The 20,912-nt window shown below is 55.3% G+C and carries 18 protein-coding genes; 7 read left to right on the top strand and 11 right to left on the bottom strand.

The genetic code is table 11. The annotated features are described in order from the left end of the window. Positions 1-125: 125 nt before the first annotated feature. A complete protein-coding gene (locus ACMYSO_RS19160; RefSeq protein ID WP_434586209.1) occupies positions 126-1,325 on the bottom strand; it encodes a multidrug efflux MFS transporter in 1,200 nt (399 codons plus the stop codon). Positions 1,326-1,638: 313 nt separating this feature from the next. Between ACMYSO_RS19160 and ddlA the strand changes: the two genes are divergently transcribed. Next, complete coding sequence (gene ddlA / locus ACMYSO_RS19155; RefSeq protein ID WP_434666864.1) at positions 1,639-2,736, top strand: D-alanine--D-alanine ligase; 1,098 nt, start codon at positions 1,639-1,641, stop codon at positions 2,734-2,736. 55 nt (positions 2,737-2,791) lie between these two features. On the opposite strand, the gene ACMYSO_RS19150 is transcribed toward ddlA, so the two are convergent. Next, positions 2,792-2,995 (bottom strand): DUF2754 family protein, encoded by a 204-nt coding sequence (locus ACMYSO_RS19150; RefSeq protein WP_123755638.1) that lies wholly within the window; start codon positions 2,993-2,995, stop codon positions 2,792-2,794. 256 nt (positions 2,996-3,251) lie between these two features. Here ACMYSO_RS19150 and ACMYSO_RS19145 point away from each other — a divergent pair, with 256 nt between their 5' ends. Further along, positions 3,252-3,554, top strand: coding sequence for a DUF2755 family protein (locus ACMYSO_RS19145; protein ID WP_434666861.1), 303 nt, complete (start codon positions 3,252-3,254; stop codon positions 3,552-3,554). Here ACMYSO_RS19145 and ACMYSO_RS19140 read toward each other — a convergent pair. The 3 genes from ACMYSO_RS19140 to ACMYSO_RS19130 all read right to left on the bottom strand — a co-directional run bounded on the left by ACMYSO_RS19140 (position 3,551) and on the right by ACMYSO_RS19130 (position 6,567). Continuing rightward, positions 3,551-4,678: a DUF1615 domain-containing protein gene (locus ACMYSO_RS19140; RefSeq protein WP_434670843.1), complete on the bottom strand. Its 1,128-nt coding sequence runs from the start codon at positions 4,676-4,678 to the stop codon at positions 3,551-3,553. The genes ACMYSO_RS19145 and ACMYSO_RS19140 overlap by 4 nt on opposite strands. Before the next feature lie 37 nt (positions 4,679-4,715). Next, the gene (sbmA, locus tag ACMYSO_RS19135; RefSeq protein WP_434587036.1) at positions 4,716-5,936 is read right to left on the bottom strand and encodes a peptide antibiotic transporter SbmA; all 1,221 of its coding nucleotides are present in this window, start codon (positions 5,934-5,936) and stop codon (positions 4,716-4,718) included. Positions 5,937-6,054: 118 nt separating this feature from the next. After that, complete coding sequence (locus ACMYSO_RS19130) at positions 6,055-6,567, bottom strand: isochorismatase family protein (RefSeq protein WP_434670842.1); 513 nt, start codon at positions 6,565-6,567, stop codon at positions 6,055-6,057. Between the two features lie 221 nt (positions 6,568-6,788). On the opposite strand from ACMYSO_RS19130, the gene ampH reads away from it, so the two are divergent. Next, positions 6,789-7,946 carry a D-alanyl-D-alanine-carboxypeptidase/endopeptidase AmpH gene (ampH, locus tag ACMYSO_RS19125; protein ID WP_434666859.1) on the top strand — a complete coding sequence of 386 codons (1,158 nt, stop codon included), beginning with the start codon at positions 6,789-6,791 and terminating at the stop codon, positions 7,944-7,946. Here ampH and iprA read toward each other — a convergent pair whose 3' ends face one another. Both iprA and ehaB read right to left on the bottom strand, forming a co-directional pair. Further along, positions 7,947-8,570: a hydrogen peroxide resistance inhibitor IprA gene (iprA, locus tag ACMYSO_RS19120; RefSeq protein WP_434666856.1), complete on the bottom strand. Its 624-nt coding sequence runs from the start codon at positions 8,568-8,570 to the stop codon at positions 7,947-7,949. It lies immediately after the preceding gene. 93 nt (positions 8,571-8,663) lie between these two features. Beyond that, positions 8,664-11,603, bottom strand: a complete 2,940-nt coding sequence (gene ehaB, locus ACMYSO_RS19115) for an autotransporter adhesin EhaB (RefSeq protein ID WP_434666853.1) — start codon at positions 11,601-11,603, stop codon at positions 8,664-8,666. Positions 11,604-12,097: 494 nt separating this feature from the next. Here ehaB and hemB point away from each other — a divergent pair, with 494 nt between their 5' ends. Continuing rightward, positions 12,098-13,072 (top strand): porphobilinogen synthase, encoded by a 975-nt coding sequence (hemB, locus tag ACMYSO_RS19110; protein ID WP_434666850.1) that lies wholly within the window; start codon positions 12,098-12,100, stop codon positions 13,070-13,072. A 140-nt stretch (positions 13,073-13,212) separates the two neighbouring features. Then, entirely contained in the window at positions 13,213-14,931 is a 1,719-nt protein-coding gene (locus ACMYSO_RS19105) for a lysophospholipid acyltransferase family protein (RefSeq protein ID WP_434666847.1), read from the top strand. A 39-nt stretch (positions 14,932-14,970) separates the two neighbouring features. Here the strand turns inward: ACMYSO_RS19105 and tauD are convergent, their stop codons facing one another. From tauD to tauA, 4 genes are read right to left on the bottom strand one after another with little or no spacing between them, the layout of a single operon-like run. Next, positions 14,971-15,846, bottom strand: coding sequence for a taurine dioxygenase (tauD, locus tag ACMYSO_RS19100; RefSeq protein ID WP_434666846.1), 876 nt, complete (start codon positions 15,844-15,846; stop codon positions 14,971-14,973). Next, positions 15,843-16,670 (bottom strand): taurine ABC transporter permease TauC, encoded by an 828-nt coding sequence (tauC, locus tag ACMYSO_RS19095; RefSeq protein ID WP_434666844.1) that lies wholly within the window; start codon positions 16,668-16,670, stop codon positions 15,843-15,845. Before tauC ends, tauD begins: the two co-directional genes overlap by 4 nt. Continuing rightward, entirely contained in the window at positions 16,667-17,434 is a 768-nt protein-coding gene (gene tauB / locus ACMYSO_RS19090) for a taurine ABC transporter ATP-binding subunit (protein ID WP_123755627.1), read from the bottom strand. Before tauB ends, tauC begins: the two co-directional genes overlap by 4 nt. Before the next feature lie 11 nt (positions 17,435-17,445). Continuing rightward, positions 17,446-18,408, bottom strand: a complete 963-nt coding sequence (gene tauA / locus ACMYSO_RS19085) for a taurine ABC transporter substrate-binding protein (RefSeq protein WP_434666840.1) — start codon at positions 18,406-18,408, stop codon at positions 17,446-17,448. A gap of 333 nt (positions 18,409-18,741) precedes the next feature. On the opposite strand from tauA, the gene ACMYSO_RS19080 reads away from it, so the two are divergent. Both ACMYSO_RS19080 and ACMYSO_RS19075 read left to right on the top strand, forming a co-directional pair. Beyond that, a complete protein-coding gene (locus ACMYSO_RS19080; protein WP_434586221.1) occupies positions 18,742-19,371 on the top strand; it encodes a response regulator in 630 nt (209 codons plus the stop codon). After that, positions 19,371-20,912, top strand: a complete 1,542-nt coding sequence (locus ACMYSO_RS19075; RefSeq protein ID WP_434666837.1) for an MASE1 domain-containing sensor histidine kinase — start codon at positions 19,371-19,373, stop codon at positions 20,910-20,912. The genes ACMYSO_RS19080 and ACMYSO_RS19075 overlap by 1 nt, the downstream gene beginning before the upstream one ends.

The raw sequence follows: 20,912 nt of genomic DNA, 5'->3' as shown, positions 1-20,912 counted from the left end.
AACAGTAGAAAATTAAAGCATGTCTGAAGGGAAAATGATCAATTTGTGATCGGTGATGCATTTGCGGGAGGAAACGATCTCGCCACGGCATTTACGCTCTCGCGCAAGCGCCGTGGGAAGCAGTATTACGCGGCGGTACGGCGGCTACGGCGCAACATCACGGCCAACTGCCAGAGGTTAATCAGCACGATAATGGCGGTGGCAATAAACACCCAGCGGAAACCAGCCATCGCCGAGACCGAGGCGCCAATCAGCGGGCCGACGACGTTACCGAGGTACATAAACGACTGGTTATAGCCGAAGATGCGCCCGGTGACGTTATCGCTGCAGTACTTGAGCAGCAGGGTCTGTACCGCGGGCAGCATCGCGCCATCGGCAAAGCCCAGTAAAAAGCGCAAAATCCCTAACTGCAGCGGCGTGGTGACAAACGACATAGCGAAGAACATCACTACTGCGCAGCCCAGCGTCGCCAGTAAAATCCGTGAGGTACCGATCCGATCGCCAAGTTTGCCCAGACGCGGCGCGGATATCAGCGCGGAGACCCCCGGCACTGCGGCAATCATCCCGGCAAGAAAGGCGATATTGTTGCTGTCCGGCGCCATCGATTTGATAAACAGCGCCAGAATAGGCCCGATGGAGCCATTGCAGAGTTGGATCACCAGGGTCGTGAAGAACAGGCTAATGACCAGCCCAGGGTACGGCAGCGAGGCAAACACTTCCCGGCCGCTTAAGCGGTCGGCTTTGCTGGTTTGCGGGCGGACCCCTTCTTTAATCAGGAACAAGGTGACAAGGAAACTCACCGTCAGCAGGATCGCGGTAATGAAAAACACCGCCCGCAGGCCAACGTGGTCGGCGAGAAAACCGCCGAGCAGCGGCCCGCCAATCACGCCGCTGATTTGCGCGGTGGAGAGCGTACTGAGCGCCCAGCCGCTGCGCTCTCGCGGAACCTGAGAGGCCACCAGCGCCATGGCATTCGGGATATAGCCAGAGGTCAGCCCCATTATCGCGCGCAGAATAAACAGCTGCCAGACGTTGGTCGCAAAGGCCTGGAGCAGAATCGCAATCGCCATGCCGAGGGAGGCACGCAGCAGCATCAGCTTGCGCCCTTTTCGATCCGCCAGGCTGCCCCACATGGGGGAGACAATCGCCGACACGAGGAAAGTGACGCTAAACGTCAGCCCCGACCACATTGACAGCGCCTCATGTGAGGTCACGCCGAGCTGAGAAACATAGAGCGGCAAAAAGGGGAGAATTTGACTGATCGCCAGACCGGTAAAGAAACAACCGAACCAGACGGAGATAAGATTAACCTTCCAGGATTCCATAACTACACGTATTCATTAATTTTTTGCGAATTATTATCTAGCTTAGCAATTTCCTGGCAGCGACGTATTACCAGAGATGCGCTGACGATGAGTTTAGTGCTTTATCGTACAATACGTTATTTCGCCGGGAAAAATAAGCACCAACCGGCCAACCCTCAGTGTGTTGTGCTGAGACCACCCCATCTGCGGACCCGGGAGCAGATTCAAAGTACAGCTTTTAACCCCCTGCTTTCAGAGAGGAAGATTCTGGCAGCCATGCCCTCATTTCACATGCTATGTTATGTGCTTTGATGTTATCTGGATGGAAGTTGAAATGGCTAAGATGAGGGTTGGGATCGTTTTTGGCGGCAAGTCGGCAGAACATGAAGTGTCGCTGCAGTCAGCGAAGAATATCGTGGAAGCGATTGATAAAACGCGCTTTGACGTGGTTCTGCTCGGAATTGATAAACAGGGACTCTGGCATATCAACGACGCCGGTAACTACCTGTTAAACCCGCAGGATCCTGCCCGTATCGCGCTACGTCCTTCAGACGTCACGCTGGCGCAAATCCCAGGCCGCGAGGCGCAGCAGCTGATCAATGCCGACAGCGGGCAACCGCTGGCCGCCATCGACGTTATTTTCCCGATCGTTCACGGCACCCTCGGAGAAGACGGCTCACTGCAGGGCATGCTGCGCATGGCCAACCTGCCGTTCGTCGGTTCCGATGTGCTCGGCTCCGCGGCCTGTATGGATAAAGACGTGACCAAGCGTCTGCTGCGCGACGCCGGGCTGTCGATTGCCCCATTCATCACCTTAACCCGTGCCAACCGTCAGCAGTTCAGCTTCGCGCAGGTGCAGGAAAAACTGGGCCTGCCGCTGTTTGTCAAACCCGCGAATCAGGGTTCATCGGTTGGTGTCAGCAAGGTGAACAACGAAGCGCAATATCAGCAAGCGGTAGATTTGGCCTTTGAATTCGACCATAAAGTCGTGGTTGAACAAGGGATCAAAGGGCGTGAAATTGAATGTGCGGTACTGGGCAACGACTATCCGCAGGCCAGTACCTGTGGCGAAATCGTTCTCAACAGCGAGTTCTACGCCTACGACACCAAGTATATTGACGATCAGGGGGCCAAAGTGGTGGTTCCTGCCGCTATCTCTGACGAAATCAACGATAAGATCCGTGAAATTGCCGTACGTGCTTACCAGACGTTGGGCTGCAGCGGCATGGCGCGCGTCGATGTTTTCCTGACCCAGGACGATGAAGTCATCATCAATGAAATCAACACCCTGCCAGGGTTTACCAACATCAGCATGTATCCGAAGCTGTGGCAGGCCAGCGGGCTGGACTACACCAGCCTGATCAGCCGCCTGATTGAACTGGCGCTGGAGCGCCATGCGGCAGACCGCGCGCTGAAAACATCAATGAACTAATGTGCTTCCCGGGTAGCGGCGCGTGTCGCCCTACCCGGACTGTCCTCAGCCTGCGCTAGGCCTCTTCAGTCTGGCGACGACGAATAATCTTCCCCGCGATCCAGAAGCTAATCACCCAGGTCACCAGCCCGACGGCATAAGATTGCCAGCCCTGCGTTTCAAACCCCACCAGCCCGACCACGCCGTTCAGAATAAAAATTAACCCCAGCGCAAACGCATAGTAATGCCAGTCACGGCGGATTTTCTCAGTGAGTTTCATAACCACTCCGACAACAAAAAATGCATCTTCGCACAGCCGGAATTCGCGGTCTGTAGCGGCGCGGAGAATTATCAAACATTGGGATGCCGCTCTACTTTTCGCAACCTGGTCTTCATCAGGATGCCGGGCAAAAAAAACAGGACGATTCCTGGTCGGAAATTAGCAGCAATCTGATACTGCCTGCGCGCGCTCGCTGCCAGAATCATCGACATGCTGTTATGTAAAGGCAGCTGGTCAGTGAGGTTCGGAGGGTTAAATGGCTGAATTCGCCTTTTCAAAATCTATTTTTAGCAGCAAAAAAAGAGGGGCCATCACCAGCAGCAATATTGCCTACACCCTGTTTGTCCTGTTCTGCTTCTGGGCTGGCGCGCAAATGCTAAGCATGCTGGTGCATGCTCCTGGCGTTTTTGAGCACCTGATGCAAATCCAGGACAACAACGCACCGCGCATCCAGATTGGCCTGGCGGTGGGGACATTGTTTGGTCTGATCCCTTTTCTGCTCGGCTGCATGCTGATTGGGATGTTAGGGCTTATCCTGCGCTGGAGCAACAACCGCTAGCGGCGCGCCATACAACTGGCGCGTCGTTCATCTACCCGCCTGGCAAACCACGCCGTCGTCAGATTACGCGTAATTTTCGGGCTCTCAAGCTGGATCCCCGGCAGTATCTCGCGCGGCAGCGCTTTGCCGGCTTTCTTATCCGCCAGACGGAAAACCTGCTGATAGAGATCGGTTTTTTCAAACGCCAGGCTGTCGCCCTTTTTCAACTGGCGGTGGATATCATCATCGCTCATCTTCAGCGACCCGGCTAAGCGGCGTACCGCCAGCTCTGTCGTTCCTGCTTCATCGCTATCATAACGAATGAGATCGCCATCCAGCGCCAGCTTCACGCCGGTCGCCTTACTGACCGCATTCTGGAACGCGGCATTCCGACTGGCGTACCAGCCGGCGTTGAAATCGGCAAAGCGGTATAACGGTACGCTATAATTCGCCGGGTAGTTGAGCAGATGATAGGTCCCAAACCACAGGCCACCGCGCAGGCTGAACACCTCCTGACGCACGGTGCCGTCGATTTTCCACGGATAGCCATCGGTATGCTGTTGGGCGAAAGCAATGCTCACCTGCATCGGGCCACCGGTGTGTACCGGGTTGAGTGAGCCAAACAGTTTCTGCCCCATCGGCACCATGCCGATAAAATCATCAAACACGGCGCTGAGCTGTTTCTCCGTTTTCACGCTATCCAGCCGCTCGCTGTAGCTCTTGCCGTTGGGCGAAGGAATTTTCAGGGCGGTATGCACGAGGAACACCGGGATGTGCAGTTTCTCAGCCCGACGGTCGATCTCCTGCCAGGCAATTTTATTGAGCCCTGGCACCACCGGATCCGATTGATAGTTGGATTCCTGCTGGGCGACAGCCAGCACCGAGCAGACGTTCTCTTCCGTCGGGGCCAGCTTCTGGCTCTCAAAAGCTTTGGCTATCGCCTGCGCCCATTGCTCCCTGTCTTTGACGCTGGCGGGCATTTTCTGCCGCACCACCGTCGCCACATCAACGGCCTTTTCACCCTCTTTCAGCACCGGCGCCTGCTGGCTGGTACAGGCGCTGAGGATCCCCCCGGCTAACAGCGTCAGCGCGCACGAAACACGACGTGGCACCGCGGTGGTCCTGCACTTTCCTTGTCTACGCATCATCCTTCAGTCTGCCTCTGTCATGGGGGTTTAGGGGTTAACTCAACGTTTGGGTCACTGGCTGCAGATCTTTACCGTCGAGTTCGCGCTCAAAGCTGCGCAGACGTTTGTAGATGGACATCAGTTCCACCAGCGTGGTCCACGAGCTAATCAGATACTGGAACGAACCGCGTACCTGACCGAAAACGTTGGTGATCTGCGTCATCAGACCCAGCGTTATGGTACCGGCAACAATCGACGGAAACAGCAGGAACAAACCGAAAACGTTATCCACCTGCAGGTACAGAATCCGCGCGATGTTGAAGTACATGTAGTGGAAATAGAGGCGGAAATAGTTGCGACGCACGGCGCTGAACAGCTCCCGCACCGTCGGCGGCGTGGCACGTGCGGCATCATCTTCCCCGTAAACCAGCTCTTTACGATACGCCGCTTCAACGCGCTGGTTTTTAAATTCCAGCCCCGGCAGCTTGATCCCGACCACCGCCAGCAAGCCAGTCCCCATCAGGGACCAGACGATCGCCGCAATCACCAGGCCATAGGGCAGATGGCCGACAATCGGCAGATCCGGCACGTGCTCGGACAGGGTTACCAGTACCGGCAAGAAGGCAATCAGGGTCATGACGGCGTTGATAAAGCTGACGCCCATATCTTCAAGGGTGGAGGCAAAGCGCATGGTATCTTCCTGCACACGCTGGGCAGCACCTTCGATATGACGCAGATGATGCCAGTGCGCCATATAGTGTTCGTTCATCGCCGTACGCCAGCGGAAGACATAGTGGCTGACGAAGAAGTTGTTCATCACCCCAATAATTACCGCAATGATGGCAATCCCGAGGAACACGCCAATTTCCTGATAAAACTGGTTAATGCTGACCTTATGCGGCGTCGCCAGCGCAGTCTGGATAAGATCGTAGAACGGCGCATACCAGGCGTTAATCGCCACACCGACTTCAACCAGGAACCAGGTGACAAAAATAATCAACGAGGTCCCGAGAATCGACCAGTATTGCCAGCGATGCGGGCTATAAATAAACCAGAACAGAGCAAAAATACCCACGCAGAGCGCATAGTAAGCGTAAAAGACCAGATAGTTCAGCGACCAGAAACGCGCGGCACTGATGGCAACGTTCTGCGAGGCTCCGGTTAAACGCAGCAGCCAGTCACCTCCTCCCGCCTGCCAGAAGATCACGGCAATCAGCGACCAGACAAGAACTGAGAGAAAAAATGGCCCCGGTTTGGGGAAAAAAGATTTAAACATCATGTACTCCTGCTAACTGCTTTATCATTCTGGCTATGCTGTGTACCACGGGTATACCTGCTGCATAGCGGCGGCAGCCGTGGAAAGTGGTTGGGTGATAAGACCGAAAATCAGTGGCTTAGTTCGTCCGCCATTCTGTCAGAATTGTTTCTACGGGTTTCACATGTAAAGGATTGCCGGGTACGGTTAAGGTACGCCAGACGTCGTTGTAGTGGTCGATGAGTATTTTAGCCGGCGCAGCGGGACGATTGGCCGTGGTGTGCGCATCTTCAGCGACGGTGATGGCATAGCCGCGACTGGCGCCATTTTTGATGGTGGTATCGACGCAATAATCGGTCGCGCAGCCACAAATCACGAACTGCTGGATCCCCTGCTCGCGCAAGACCTGTTCAAGTGGGGTGTTATAGAAGGCATCGCAGGCTGTTTTGGTTACATGAATGGAGTCTACAGGGTGTTCCAGCTCCTCCAGCAGTGCAAACCCGTCACTGCCCTCCTCCAGACCGCCGTCCTCAGCGTGCTGAATAAAAATAACGCGATCCGCGGCGCGTATCAGATGGTTAATCTGGGTAACGCAGCGCTCACGCTCAATGCGCGGCGTCGCAAAAACGCCATTTTGCATATCAACTACCATTACCACCCGTTGAGCCGCCATTTTTCTCTCTCATGACCTGATAAATCAAAGACTCATCATACGCGTCCGCCAGGCAATGCGAATATCTGAAATCATAAAAAAATCCTTTTTACCCACGGTTACGTTTTTCCGCGAAATATTGTCGTTAATGCACGTCGCTCCGCCTCACTTCGTAGTATAAATACGTTCTATATTTCTACTCATCATTATGGATACCACCGTTGAAACGTAGTCTGCTTGTTTTTGCTGCACTTTGCGCGGCGTCGTGGACCTCGGTCCAGGCAGCTCAACCGATCGTTGACCCTGAATTTGCTGCCGATGTTGTCGATCGTTACGCCAACCATATCTATTACGGTAGCGGTGCCACCGGTATGGCGCTGGTGGTTATCGATGGTAATCAGCGTGTTTTCCGCAGTTTTGGCGAAACGCGCCCGGGCAACAATGAGCATCCGCAGCTGGATTCGGTGATCCGCATTGCGTCACTAAGTAAACTGATGACCAGCGAGATGCTGGTGAAAATGCTCGATCAGGGCGTCGTGAAGCTTAACGATCCGCTCAGCAAATATGCGCCGCCGGGAGCCCGGGTTCCGACCTACCAGGGAACCCCGATTACGCTGGTAAACCTGGCAACCCATACCAGCGCCCTACCGCGTGAGCAGCCGGGCGGGGCAGCACATCGCCCGGTCTTCGTCTGGCCAACCCGCGATCAACGCTGGTCATGGCTGTCAACGGCGTCGCTGAAAGCAGCGCCCGGCACTCAGGCGGCCTACTCAAACCTCGCGTTTGATCTGCTGGCAGACGCCCTCTCCACCGCGTCTGGTAAACCCTACCCGCAGCTGTTTGAAGAGCAGATCACTCGCCCGCTCGGGATGAAAGACACCACCTTTACGCCATCACCGGACCAGTGCGGACGCCTGATGGTTGCCGAGAAAGGCGCCAGCCCGTGTAACAATACCCTGGCGGCTATCGGCAGCGGCGGCGTGTACTCGACGCCGGGCGACATGATGCGCTGGATGCAGCAATTCCTCTCCTCCGATTTTTATACCCGCGGGCAACAGGCCGACCGTATGCAAACGCTGATTTATCAACGTAGTCAGCTCACCCGTGTTATCGGGATGGACGTGCCGGGCAAAGCCGATGCGCTCGGTCTCGGTTGGGTTTATATGAAACCTAAAAATGGTCAGCCGGGCATTATTCAGAAAACCGGCGGCGGCGGTGGGTTTATTACCTATATGGCGATGAATCCCCAGGCAAACATCGGTGCGTTTGTCGTCGTCACCCGTTCATCATTGACCCGCTTTAGTAATATGAGCAACGGTATCAACGACCTGGTCAGCGAGTTGAGCGGCGGACAGCCGGCTCCGGCGCCGGAATCCTGATCAGTACTCCGAAGGCAAATGGTTGATGCTAACGAGCTTGCCTTTCTTCATTTCGATATAGCCGCCCTTGCGTAGGGCGGCAAGCACTTCAGCCACCACAGAGCGTGAGATGCAGGTTTTTTGTTGGATATAATTCATAACACCAATACGAGAACGTAATTGCTCGTCCCAGTTGTTCATCGATAGCAGCATGGCGCGAATTTGCTCATAGGAATTATTACCAATGAGTTGTAGGTCGCGAATTTCCATAATGCGGCTATGCCATACCAGCCAACAAAATGCGTCGCGCCACAAACTATTTTGGTCAATGAGTGTCATTGCCTGTGATGACGGCAGGCTGTATCCCGTACACTCTCCTTCGGTCACTAATGTATAGTTCACTTCATTTTTCATTACCCCCTCTGCCAGACCGATAATAAAAGGGGCTTGAGCGATACCAACGAGTATGCTTTCGTCTCTGCGCAGGGAAACTGTGCCAGACAAAATCACTATCGTGTTATCACAATGTATATCATTAGAAAATATAACCTGCTTTTCACCATGCAAATCGAAATGAGTACCATAGGTTGACAAACATCGATCAAGCCGATCAAATTCATTAAATGGTTTATTCAGCGACAGCATTATCGTATTCCTGACAATAATACGCCCGTCAAATATTTGACGGGCGTATTTTAGATTAACTCACTTTCGATGTTTATATCACGGCAAACCAACTTACCAGGTGTATTTAACACCGACATTTGCAGCCCAGTCTTGATCGACATCGCCGCCGCCAAGGTAATTCACATCAGTGTAGGCGCTGAAATTACGGGTAAAGCTGAACTGAGTACCCAGCCCAACACGTACCGCAGAACCTTCGGTGCCGTTATTGATAGAATCGCCGTTGACTTTGGTGTGGTTATCCGCGTCGTCATAAACGTAGGCCAGTCTGAAGTAAGGCGTCAGAGCCTGGTCATCGCTGTAAGCGAAGGTATAACCGGCATCAACACCCAGTTCGTAACGCAGGCTATCGTAAGACTGATCGCCAACTTTCAGGCCATTGCTCAAACGATAATCATCACCAGACTGGAACAGGCCCGAAATGCTACCGTACGGCGTCACATAACCTGCATCACCCAGTTTTGCATCGTAACCCAGTTTCAGACCGAAGCCCCAGGCATCAGAAGAGGTGCTGCCATCGACATACTGACCGTTACTCATATTGGCAGACAGGTCATTGTTGAAGTGAGAGTAGTTCAAAGAACCATCAACAAAGACGTTGTTGGTAAAGCGAGCAGACGAGTAGAGATAAGCCGTCTGGCTGTCCTGTTCAACCTTACCGGTACGATCGTTCAGGTCGCCTTTGGCAAACCCTGCAGCCGCCCCGACGATCCACTTGGCATAGTTACCATCAATTTTGGTATCCAGACCCAGCATGACACCGCTGACATCCTGATCGTAATTGATGGTGCCGTTGCTGCCGTCAAAATTACCACCGAAGTAACTACCCCAGGCGCCCCCGTTGTCTGCCAGACCATGACGAGAATGGGTCAGGCGTGTTGCCACGGTATCCTGCTGCAGGTTCCAGATATTGGTGTTAGCAGACGGGATGCTCAGCGCCATGTTGGCGTAATCGGTCAGTGACCGCTGCGCCATCACGACGGTGTTGCCCACCTGCTTAGCCTCATAGGTATAGGCACCGAGATCGGCTTTGTTCGCCGCAGAGAAGGTCGCCGTGCTGTTTTTGTCGTTAACATAGACCAGCTCTTTGCCTTTGTAATCAGCGACAGAACCGGTACCCGTTGCGTTATCAATACGAACTTTATAGTTGCCGGTCGCCGCCGCCACTTTATCGCCCGCGTTATCCACTTCAGACTGATCGGAAGTGGTGTCGGCATCACCATTGCCGTTAATGGTCAGGTGACCATCAGAGTTCATAGCGATGATACCGTAACCGTAGTTGGACTTGGTGGTATCACGAGTACGATCGTTCGTGAGATCGGCGTTCAGTACGAAACGGTTGCTGTTAACATTGAATACGCCAGCATGAACTTTTCCTTTTGCATCCGTCGAGCTGGTCAGATTCAGCGTATCGGCCTGCAGCGCGTATGCGGTGCTCTTGCCCACATCCAGAACACCATCATTAGTGATATTGATAGTGTTGGCATACAACGCTGCATCACCCTCGCCCCAGCCAGAAGCAACATCGTCGGCAATCGTGACGGTACTGTTGTTGATCGTCAACGCGTTGGTCGCGACATGGCCATCTTCCTTGATCGTCAGCGCAGAACCGCCGGCCAGAGAGATGGTGTCAGAAACCAAAGTAGAATCCGCGACGTTCACCAGAGAACCGCTGTTGATGTTCAACGTATCAATCAGAGAGGTTTTGGTGGTATCCCAGCGCGAGCCGTTGTTCAACGTCACATTGAACAGGCCGCTCTGGTAGACTTCGTTGCCAACAACGTGGTCGCCTTCGTTATAGGCCGAGTTGCTGTTGTCGATACCATAGGTTGACCATGGCCACAGGCTATTCGCTGTGATATCAAGCAGCGTTGCCGTTGCTTCGGTGCCGATGTCAAAGCTGTCGTAAACGCCATCGCCATCAGAATCGACCTGATGCGCAGAGATCGCAGCCCCTACCCACTTACTGCCGTTATTCAGCGTGACATCCATGCGATCGGTACCATCCCAACCGTTAGTGTCTACCGCAGAATCAGTATCACGATAGCTGTCAGCGCCATTCGGGAAGAAATTCTGGTCAAAGTTGCTGGAGAATAAGACATCACCCATTAAGGTGGAGTTGGTGAGGTTAACGGTCGTCTGCATCGCGTTATCCGCGTTCGGATTGGCAATCGCAGAAATCGCGACATCGTCGGCGTTAAAAACGCCATTCCCGTTAGAACCGCTGTAATCGCTGGCGTTATTGTTGTTACCAAACCAGCCAGAGGTCCCTTCATCTGACCATGAGCCAGAAGTCACGGTGGAGTTCGCAACATTGATCGTGTTGTTAAACACTTCGCTGCTGTTGACGCCTGTACTGACGGTGTTGTCGTCAATATCTTGCCACTCATAACCCTGAGTCAGAGTGATACCCGCAACATGGGAGTTATTTTTAATGACCAGGTCAACTTCCTGATCCAGAGTAATTGCGGTCCCCAGATCGTAAATGTCGACAACATGAGTATCTGCAGAACCATCGGCGTGCGTGCCGTTATAGGTATAATGCTCATAGTTATCATCAATAGTCGAATTATCAACGGTCAGCGCCAGACGATCATAAACATAACCCGTGGCATCACGATTCGTACAGTTGGTCGTCATGCACTCAGAGGTTATCATCCCGTGAATGGTGCTGTCTTTAATGGTCAGGCTATTGCTATTTGAGTTGGTAGAAAGGCCATCATCCAGATAGTAGGTAGAAATAACACCATGAACGACAGACTTATTAATTACCGGATAAATATCACCGTTATAAATGCTATTCGTCGCATAGTTATTCCAGCCGACGTAGCCTTTATAGTAAACATCATCTGTATAGGATGCGTCGTTATGGTGGCTAAAGGTGGTGTAGTCAGTTCCAGATAGATTAGTAAAAGCACTCGCCTGAGAGGTGATTGCCAATGTGCAGGCAAATGCTAATTGTGAAACTACAAATTTATTTTTCCAAAGGTGCATTTGTCATCCCTCCTCAGGGACGTAATATAGTTGATCCATCAATTATCAATGCATAGAAGAATATTACACTTCGCAAGAGCGATTATGCGGCGACCGCAACGAAAGGTTCAATTATTCTTTAGCCAAAGTCCGAATCCGGACAATTAGCCCACCAACACACCTTTAGGTTTCATAAATTAAAGGCATTAATTTCATTTAATTAACCATTAAAAAAGCACTCATTCAATGAACGGATATATGAAATAGTAAATAAAACAATGACAAATAAATAAACCACGACGTATGCAAAAATAAAAACAAATAACCTTTAAAATATAAAAAGAATAAATATATAAACTGTGAATATAATAATCATGATATGCATTACAGTCTGACGTGCGCTATTCGGCTCATCGTTCGCCCCTGGCAGGGCCGGGTTTAAGCCACTTTCGTAAAACGTTCGTACCCTGGTTCAGGTATACTACGGTTTTTCATTTCACAAAATCAGGCAAACCATGACAGATTTAATCACTCGCCCCCGCCGTTTGCGTCAATCTGCTTCGCTGCGCGCTATGTTTGAAGAGACAACACTGAGTTTGAACGACCTGGTGTTGCCGATCTTTGTTGAAGAAGAAATCGGCGATTACAAAGCCATCGAAGCGATGCCTGGCGTGATGCGTATTCCGGAGAAATATCTGGCCCGCGAAATCGAACGCATCGCCAACGCGGGTATCCGCTCGGTAATGACCTTCGGTATTTCCCACCATACCGATGCAACCGGCAGCGATGCCTGGAATGAGAACGGCCTGGTGGCGCGTATGTCCCGCATCAGTAAGGACGCGGTACCGGAGATGATCGTGATGTCCGATACCTGCTTCTGCGAATATACCTCACATGGCCATTGCGGCGTATTATGCGACCACGGCGTCGACAACGATGCCACCCTGGAGAATCTGGGTAAACAGGCAGTGGTTGCCGCGGCAGCTGGCGCTGATTTTATTGCGCCATCCGCCGCCATGGATGGTCAGGTGCAGGCCATTCGCCACGCGCTGGACGTTGCTGGCTTCACCAATACCGCCATCATGTCCTACTCCACCAAGTTTGCCTCATCGTTCTACGGCCCGTTCCGTGAAGCAGCCGGCACCGCGCTGAAAGGCGATCGTAAAACCTATCAGATGAGCCCAATGAACCGCCGCGAAGCGATTCGTGAATCCCTGCTGGACGAGGCCCAGGGAGCAGATTGCCTGATGGTCAAACCGGCGGGCGCCTACCTGGATATCCTGCGTGATATCCGTGAACGCAGTGACCTGCCGATCGGCGCGTATCAGGTCAGCGGTGAATACGCGATGATCAAGTTTGCCGCCCAGGCCGGCGCTATCGATGAAGAAAAAGTGGTACTGGAAAGCCTTGGCGCCATTAAACGCGCCGGGGCAGATCTGATCTTCAGCTATTTCGCCCTCGATTTGGCCGAAAAGAAAATCCTGCGTTAATTTCCCGTCAGGCATCCCCGGTGGCGCTACGCTTACCGGGGCTACATTCCCGCATACCGCGATACGCAATGTTCATCCAACTGTAATCTGAGCGACATTTGCACCTTCTACTGTCTGGGCAGGACGGAGGAGGAAGCGCTATGTTTAGTCTCGACAATGTACTCGACGACCTGTGGCCTCAGGCGAGGCCTGCCCCCTGGCAAAAAAAACTACTCAAAAAATTACTGCATGAAGACGAGTTTCAACAATTTGCCGCTCGCCATCGCCACCTGAAAGGGCTTGATACGGTCGAACAGGTGCTCGAACATCTCAATATCCGCTGCGCCATTTCGTCACACGATCTGGAACAAATCCCCGAACACGGCCCGCTGGTGATCGTCTCAAATCATCCTACCGGCACACTTGACGGCCTCGCGCTACTCTATGCAGTCTCCCGCGTGCGCCGCGATGTCAAAGTCGTCACCAACCGCCTGTTAAGCCATCTGGAGCCGCTCAGCTCGCTGTTTATTCCTGTCGATAACATCAACGGGCGTACCGCCAAAGCCGCCTTGCAGCAGATGGATCATCAGCTCCAGAACGGCGGCGTGCTGATCTTTTTCCCGGCGGGCGAGGTCTCGCGCCTGACGCGTCGCGGTATTCGCGATAAAAAATGGCACCCCGGTTTTATCAAGCTGGCCACCAAATACCGCGCCCCGCTACTTCCGGTATCGATCCGCGCCCATAACAGCGCGCTGTTTTATGCCAGCACGCTGCTCTCCGACAACCTGCCGATGCTGCTGCTGATGCAGCAGATGTTCCGTCGCCGCAACAGCAGCCTGCCGATCGCCATCGGCCAACAAATTGCCTGGTCCTCCTGGTATCAGCCGCAGGCCTCGCCCCGCGAACTGGCGGATCGCTGTTATCGCCATGTCGAACGGCTGGGCAAGGGCCTGCCAGGCATATTTAAAACCGAAAGCGCGATTGCCCGGCCGGAAGACCGCGCGCTGCTCAAGCGCGAGCTCAGCCAGACCGAATGCCTGGGGCGCACGGCGGACGGCAAAATGATCTATCTGTGGCAACGTCAGGAGCAGGAGGATGCGCCGCTGCTACGCGAGCTGGGCCGCCTGCGAGAAATTGCTTTTCGTGCGGTCGGTGAAGGTAGCGGCAAACGACGCGATGTCGACGGGTATGACGACGATTATCTGCATCTGATTTTGTGGGATGAAGAAGACCTGGAGATTGTCGGCGCCTACCGCTTTATGCCCACCGGCCAGCAGCGGGAAAAACGCGGGCTGGAAGGGATCTACAGCTACAGCCTGTTTCATTACGATGCGAGGATGGAGGATATCCTGACTCACGGCATCGAACTGGGGCGCAGCTTTATCCAACCGCGTTACTGGGGACGCCGTGGGCTCGATTACCTGTGGTCCGGCATCGGGGCCTACCTGGCGCGCTACCCGCACTACCGGTATTTGTTTGGCCCGGTCTCTATTTCCGGCGGCCTGCCGCCTGCAGCACGCGATCTACTGGTGGCCTTCTATCGCCTGTGGTTCCCGGCTACGCATCCGCTGGCGGAGTCCCGTCGTCCTTATCCGGCCTCGCTGCCCGACGTCCTGGCGCAGTTCGGGGGCGAAGATTATAACGAGGATCTGACGAGGCTGAAGTCGCTGTTAGGCAATCTCGGCTGCGCCATTCCACCGCTGTATAAACAATATTCTGAGGTCTGCGAACCGGGCGGCGTGCAGTTTATCGATTTCGGCAGCGACCCGGATTTCAACAACTGCGTCGATGGTCTGGTGCTGGTGGATTTGACCTACCTGAAAGCGAATCGCTACCAGCGCTATATTGGCGCCCATCTGGACGCGCAAAAGTCGGCGTAACGGTTCTCTTCCCGGAGGCCGCGCGTTACGCCTGCCGGGCTACAAAGCCTCAACATCACGCTGAGCCGTAGCCCGGTAATAAGGTTTGTCACCAAGGATGGTCGCCCGATGCATGATGCGCCGCTGCGGCAGGTAATCGGCATTGGCGTAGTGTTGCGTCACCCGGTTATCCCAGATGGCCACATCATCAGGCTGCCAGCGCCAGCGCACCTGAAACTCCGGCTTCGTGATATGGGCAAACAGGAAATTTAACAGCGCCTCGCTCTCTTTTTCCGTCACGTCGACAATGCGGGTGGTGAACCCTTCGTTCACGAACAGCGCCTGCTTGCCGGTCACCGGATGGGTACGCACCACCGGGTGCAGCAGCGGTGGGTTCTTGCTTACCGCCTCCAGCCAGCGTTGATGCTCCTCCTCGGTTTTGCGGTATTTATACTCCTGGAACGATTTACGGAAATCATGCTCCGCCTGCAGCCCGCTGAGCAACTGACGAAACGGTGCAGAGAGCGCTTCGTAAGCAGCCACGCCGCTGGTCCACAGCGTATCACCCCCGGTCACCGGCAGCTCCTTCGCCGCCAGAATAGCCCCGGCAGGCGGCGTCTCAATAAACGTCACATCGGTATGCCAGTTATCGTTATCCGGCGGATTATCGTCATGGGTATCGAGCACAATGATCTCATCCACACCCGGCGCATGCGGATACACCGGATGAATATGTAGATCGCCAAAACGTAACGCCAGGTCGCGCTGCTGCTGCGGGGTGATGTGCTGCCCACGCAGGAACACCACCTGATGACGCAGCACCGCATGATACAGCTGCTCAAACTGGTTATCGTTCAGCGGACGGGCCAGATCGGCACCGGTAATTTGCGCGCCAATATACGGCCCCAGCGGGGTAATGCTCAGACGTTCACTCATTGTATTTCTCCATGCCAGGGCGTCAGTCGGCGTTGCAACGCGCGCAGTCCCAGTTCTAACAGAAACGCGATAATCGCTATCACCGCAATGCCGGCCAGCACCACATCGGTCGCAAGGAATTCACCAGCAGATTGCACCATAAAACCTAACCCGCGGGTGGCGGCAATCAGCTCTGCGGCCACCAGCGTTGACCAGCCCACCCCAAGCCCGATACGCAGCCCGGTCAGAATTTCCGGTAACGCACCGGGCAGGATCACCAGCCACAGCACCTGCGCCCTGCTGGCGCCTAAGGATTGCGCCGCGCGAATGCGTACCGGCTGGGCGCTTTTCACGCCCGCCAGCGTCGCCATCACCACCGGGGCGAAAATCGCGAGATAGATCAGTAATATTTTTGGCGTCTCGCCGATCCCGAACCAGATAATCACCAGCGGCAGCCACGCCAGCGGCGGCACCGGGCGATACAGTTCAATGAGAGGATCGAGGATCCCGCGCACCGTCGAATTCAGCCCCATCGCGATCCCTACCGGAACGCCAACGATCGTCGCCGCCGCCAGGGCGATCACGATCCGCGTCAGGCTTGCGGCCAGATGCTGCCACAGCGTGGCATCCATAAAGCCCTGCGGCCCGGCAATCACCAGCAGCTTGTGAAATACCTGCTCCGGCGGCGGAAGAAACAGCGGGCTAATCAGCGGGATGGCGGTTACGGCCCACCAGGCCGCCAGCAGCACCGCTAGCGTCGAAAAACTCAACGTTAGCTGACGGGAGAGCGGCCAGCGCCACTTCAACGCCCGCGGGCGCGGTTTGTCATTGATCACTACGCTCATGAGAAGGCCTCCCGTTGTTCAAATACCCGGCTCAGGACGTATTCACGTTGTTCGATAAACAGCGGGTCGGATTTGATGCTGCGGCAGGACTCCCCGGCAACAAAACGGCGACCGAAGTTCAGCGGCAAACGCTCCAGCACCCGCCCCGGCCCCGGCGACAGCAGCACCAGCTCGGTGGCCATAAATACCGCCTCTTCGATATCGTGAGTAATCAGCAGTACCTGTTTTCCGGTCTCATGCCACAGGCTGAGCAGCAGGGTTTGCATCTGTTCGCGGGTGAAAGCATCCAGCGCACCAAACGGCTCATCGAGCAACAGCAGTTGCGGGTTTGCCGCCAGCGCTCTGGCAATGCCGACCCGCTGGCGCTGGCCGCCGGAGAGTTGCCAGATAAAGCGTTTCCCCGCCCCTTCCAGCCCGACTTTTTTCAGCATCCGCGCCGCCGTTTCCCGGCGCACGGCTTTGTCGACGCCCGCCAGCTGCAGCCCGAGGGCAACGTTATCCTGCACGTTACGCCACGGCAGCAGTCCTTCATGTTGAAACACCACGCCGCGTTCGGCGCCCGGTCCGTCTACCCGCTTTCCTTCGAGGGTGATGCTGCCGTGCTGATAAGGCACAAATCCGGCAATCAGGTTCAACAGCGTGGTTTTGCCACAGCCGGATGGCCCGAGGACCACCAGCAATTCGCCGCTGTCCAGCGTCAGGTTGATATCTGCCAGCGCCGGTTTACCCGCGTAGTCGGCAGAGAGATGCGAGATTTGCAGCATCAAAGCCCCCCTTACTTCACAAAACGGTCGGTGACGAACTGGCGGTAATCGCTGCCGGCCGTCGGCACTTTGCCCTGCTCTTTGAGGAACTTCGCAGTATCGACGATCGCCTCGTTCACCGGACCATTCAGCGCCTGCGCCTGCTGGGCGGCGGTCAGATAGGTATTGCCCTTCACCAGCCCCGGCACATCGGCATCCGGCACGCCGCTCAGGCGCGCCAGTTTGCTGATGTTATCCGGCTGCTTCAGCCACTGTTCCGGATTGGCGATGTAGGCTTGCTGGGCCTCGATCGCGCTCTTCGCAAAGGCTTTCACGATGTCAGGATGCTGCTCGGCAAAATCTTTGCGAACCACCCAGACATCCAGCGTCGGTGCGCCCCACTCGCCCACCTGCGACGAATCGGTCAGCACGGTACCCTCTTTTTCCAGCTCGTTCACCGCCGGCGCCCAGACATAGGCACCGTCGATGTCACCGCGCTGCCAGGCGGCAATAATCGCCGGTGGCTGCAGGTTGATGATCTGCACCTGGCCCGGCTTAATGCCCCAGTGTTTCAGCGCCGACAGCAGGCTGTAGTGGGTGGTGGAGATAAACGGCACCGCGATACGTTTGCCGATCAGATCTTCAGGTTTAGTGATGCTCTTTTTCACCACCAGCGCTTCGGAATTGCCAAGCTTCGATGCCAGCAGGAAGACTTCAATCGGCACCTGCTGGCTGGCGGCCACCGCCAGCGGGCTGGAACCGAGGTTGCCGATTTGCACGTCGCCGGAAGCCAGCGCGCGGACGATGCTCGACCCGCTATCGAATTTGCGCCAGTCCACGGTAGCGCCGCTGGTTTTCGCAAAGGTGTTATCCGCCTGCGCGACTTTCGCCGGTTCAGCAGAGGTCTGATAGGCCACGGTGACGTTGACCGCCTGGGCCTGGAATGCGGCGAGAGCCAGGGCGGTAATCAGTGTGATGCGCGATGTTAATGCCATAGTGTCTGCTTCCCTTATCTCCCGTCATATTTCGAGCCGTATGCGCGTTGGCTGCGACTCGAATTATTTAGGGACGTGTATGTTATGGGTGCAGTATTTCCGGCCTGATGCGTTTGATGAAGTAATTAAAAATTCTTGCTAAGAACAAAGCGTTTTTAGAAAAAAACCGGCAATGCTTATACGAAAATTCATTCAGGAAGCGGCAAAGAGGCCGCTGGAAGGATGACATGTATTACGATTTTGTTACATTGATTGCATAACTGCACCAGACTGATTGCCAGCGCAGCGGCGGCAGGCATCATAGGCGCCATGATCTGCTAAGAGAGAAGAAACATGATTCGAGTGGTGCTGGTTGACGATCATGTGGTGGTGCGCTCCGGCTTTGCGCAATTGCTCAGTCTCGAAGAGGGCCTTGATGTTGCGGGCCAGTACAGCTGCGCAGCGCAGGCATGGCCAGCCCTGCTGCGCGATGACATCAACGTGGCGGTGATCGATATCGCCATGCCGGACGAAAACGGCCTGAGCCTGCTGAAACGCCTGCGCGCGCAGAAACCTGACTTTCGCGCCATCATCCTGAGTATCTATGACACCCCGACCTTTGTGCAGAGCGCCCTGGATGCCGGCGCCAGCGGCTATTTAACCAAGCGCTGCGGGCCGGAAGAGCTGGTGCAGGCAGTGCGCTCCGTCGGGCTGGGTGGCCACTACCTGTGCGCCGATGCGCTGCGGGCGTTGCGCGGCGGGCAACAGCCGTCGCCGGTACTGGACATCCTCACGCCACGTGAACGTGAAGTGTTTGATCTGTTAGTGAAAGGCGATAGCGTCAAGGAGATAGCCTACCGCCTCGAGCTTAGCCATAAAACCGTGCACGTGCATCGCGCGAATGTGTTAGGCAAACTGCAGTGCCAGAGTACGATAGATCTGGTCCATTTTGCCCTCGATCACCAGCTGCTGACCGGCCATTAATGTCGCGTAATCTCCGCTATTGGGTGATCTCGCTGTTCATCGTGCTGGCCTGGGGGAGCGGCTGGCTAATGCTGTGGACGTTGGGATTCTACCTGACCCACAACGGCCAACAGGCGGCGCTGTTCCTGCCGCACGGGGTCTATCTGGCGCTGCTGATCCTCCTCTCCCGCCGCTACTGGCCGGCCCTGATGCTGCCGCCCATGGCAATGCTGTGGTGGCTACACGACGAACAGCTGCTCAGCGGCTATGCCCTGCTGGCCAGCCCGTTGATTAATCTGCTTCCCGCTCGCCTCGCCCAGACCTTCTGGCACCGTTTTCCCCTGTACTGGCAGCGGCTGACGCTGCTGCTGGCAACGGTAACCGCCGCGGCGTTACTGAACACCGCCCTGCTGTCACCGCTGGTGGAAAGCCCGGCAATGTTGCTCGGGCTGGCCGCCTTTACCGGCGGCGTGCTGCTGACGCCGTTCGTCTACCTGATCTTTGAATTTTTACGCCAGCAGCACCGCTACCACCTGCTGGGACTGGATACAAGTAATCCACCGCTTCGCACCTCGCTGATTATCTGGTGCAGCCTGTTCTTTATCATCGGCATCGGCACCCAGATGGTGTTGTCGCCGGAAATTGAGCGGCTGTTGCTGATCGTGGTGTTTCTCCCCAACGTGGTGATGGCCTGGAAGTTTGGCTGGCAGGGCGGCGTGCTCTCCGGCCTGCTGGGCAGCATGATGATCACCATCGCCCGCCAGGTTGGCGTCGGGTTCAGCAATCTGGTTGAACTGGAGATTTTTCTGGCGACCCAGGCGTTGCTCGGCATCGGGCTGGGCATCGCCATCAGCCGCCAGCAGCACCTGGCGCAGAACCTGCACCACTACCGCCAGCGGCTGGAGGCCGAACTGGCCGCGCGGCGGGCGCTGACCGAAAAGCTGATCCACACCGAAGAGGACACCCGCAAAAGCCTGGCGCGTGAGCTGCACGATGAGATCGGGCAAAATATTACCGCCATTCAGATTCAGTCCCAGCTGGTTAAGCGCTCGCAGGATCCGGCGCAGACCCAGGCCGCCGCCAGCCAGATTAACGATCTCGCCCGGCGGATCCATCACTCCACCCGCCAGCTGCTGCGCCAGCTACGCCCGCCGGCTCTTGACGAGCTGTCGTTCAGAGAGGCGCTACTGCACCTGCTCAACGACTGCGCGTTTGCCGAACGCGGCATTCGCTGTCGGTTTGACTACCGCCTGACCGCCACGCCGGAAAGCGAAACCGTGCGCTTTACCCTCTACCGGCTACTGCAGGAGCTGCTGAATAATATCTGCAAACATGCCGGTGCCAGCGAGGTGGCGATTACCCTGCTTCAACAGGGCGAGACGTTACGCCTGGAAGTGAAGGATAACGGCATCGGTATCAGCCCTGACAAAATAGCCGGATTTGGCATTCAGGGGATGCGCGAACGGGTTAGCGCCCTCGGCGGAGCATTGAGCCTCGAATCGCAGCACGGCACGCGGGTAATTGTTAACCTGCCCACAAATTTGCAACAAAGCAGCACCTGA

It is taken from the genome of Klebsiella sp. B345 (assembly GCF_051131735.1).
GTDB lineage: Bacteria > Pseudomonadota > Gammaproteobacteria > Enterobacterales > Enterobacteriaceae > Klebsiella.
Note: the sequence above shows the minus strand (reverse complement) of the source record. Positions and strands in the feature narration are given on the sequence as shown.